This is a genomic window from Oceaniovalibus guishaninsula JLT2003 (assembly GCF_000299575.1).
Taxonomy (GTDB): domain Bacteria; phylum Pseudomonadota; class Alphaproteobacteria; order Rhodobacterales; family Rhodobacteraceae; genus Palleronia; species Palleronia guishaninsula.
Genome location: NZ_AMGO01000039.1, coordinates 1 through 862 on the forward strand (window position 1 = coordinate 1; position 862 = coordinate 862).

An 862-nucleotide genomic window follows, 5' to 3' on the forward strand; every position below is an offset into this window, starting at 1 on the left:
TGCGGCTGGCGGCGACCTTGTCGCGGATGCGCTCCGCCGTGACCTCGCGCTCGAACTGCGCGAAGGAGAGCAGAATGTTCAGCGTCAGCCGTCCCATCGACGTGGTGGTGTTGAAGGACTGCGTGACCGAGACGAACGTGACGGCATTGCGGTCGAACACCTCGACCAGCTTGGCGAAGTCGGCGAGCGAGCGGCTCAGGCGGTCGATCTTGTAGACCACGACCACGTCGACCAGCCCGTCCTCGATGTCCTCGAGCAGCCTCTTCAAGCCTGGGCGCTCGAGCGTGCCGCCCGAGATGCCGCCGTCGTCATACTGATCGCGGACCAGCACCCAGCCCTCTGAGCGCTGGCTGGCGATGTAGGCTTCGCATGCCTCGCGCTGGGCGTGGAGCGAGTTGAACTCCTGCTCCAGCCCTTCCTCGGAGGATTTCCGAGTGTAGATCGCGCACCGGAGTTTCCGGACCATTCCTGATTTCGCAGGGGCCTTTGTCATGTCCGCGCCCTCCGATTCTTGAGACCGAAGAACACCCAGCCATTCCAGCGCGTGCCCGTGATGGCGCGCGCGATAGCGGACAGCGACTTGTACGGCCGCCCCTGCCATTCGAAGCCGTCGGCGGTGACGGTGACGATGTACTCGACACCTTGCCACTCGCGGAGCAGCCGCGTGCCGGTGATGGGGCGGTCACGGTCGAGGCGCATGCCGCGCTTCTTCTTGTCACCGCCGTCGAGTTCCTCGCCCAGCCGTTCCAGCCGCCGGATCGTCTCCGGCTTCAGCCCGCCATAGGCGAGCTCCTGAATGCGATAGGCCAGCCGGCTCTCCAGGTAGCGCCGGTTGAACGGCGGCGGTTCGCTGTCGAACAGA

Annotated in this window: 2 protein-coding genes; both read right to left on the reverse strand. The window is 65.5% G+C overall.

What is annotated here, in order from left to right; all coding sequences use genetic code 11:
* On the reverse strand, nt 1–493 hold a 493-nt coding region (locus OCGS_RS09245; protein WP_040610861.1), incomplete at its 3' end, for a recombinase family protein.
* The coding region (locus OCGS_RS09250; protein WP_040610860.1) for a DUF2924 domain-containing protein at nt 490–862 on the reverse strand (373 nt) is incomplete at its 5' end. The genes OCGS_RS09250 and OCGS_RS09245, both read right to left, overlap by 4 nt.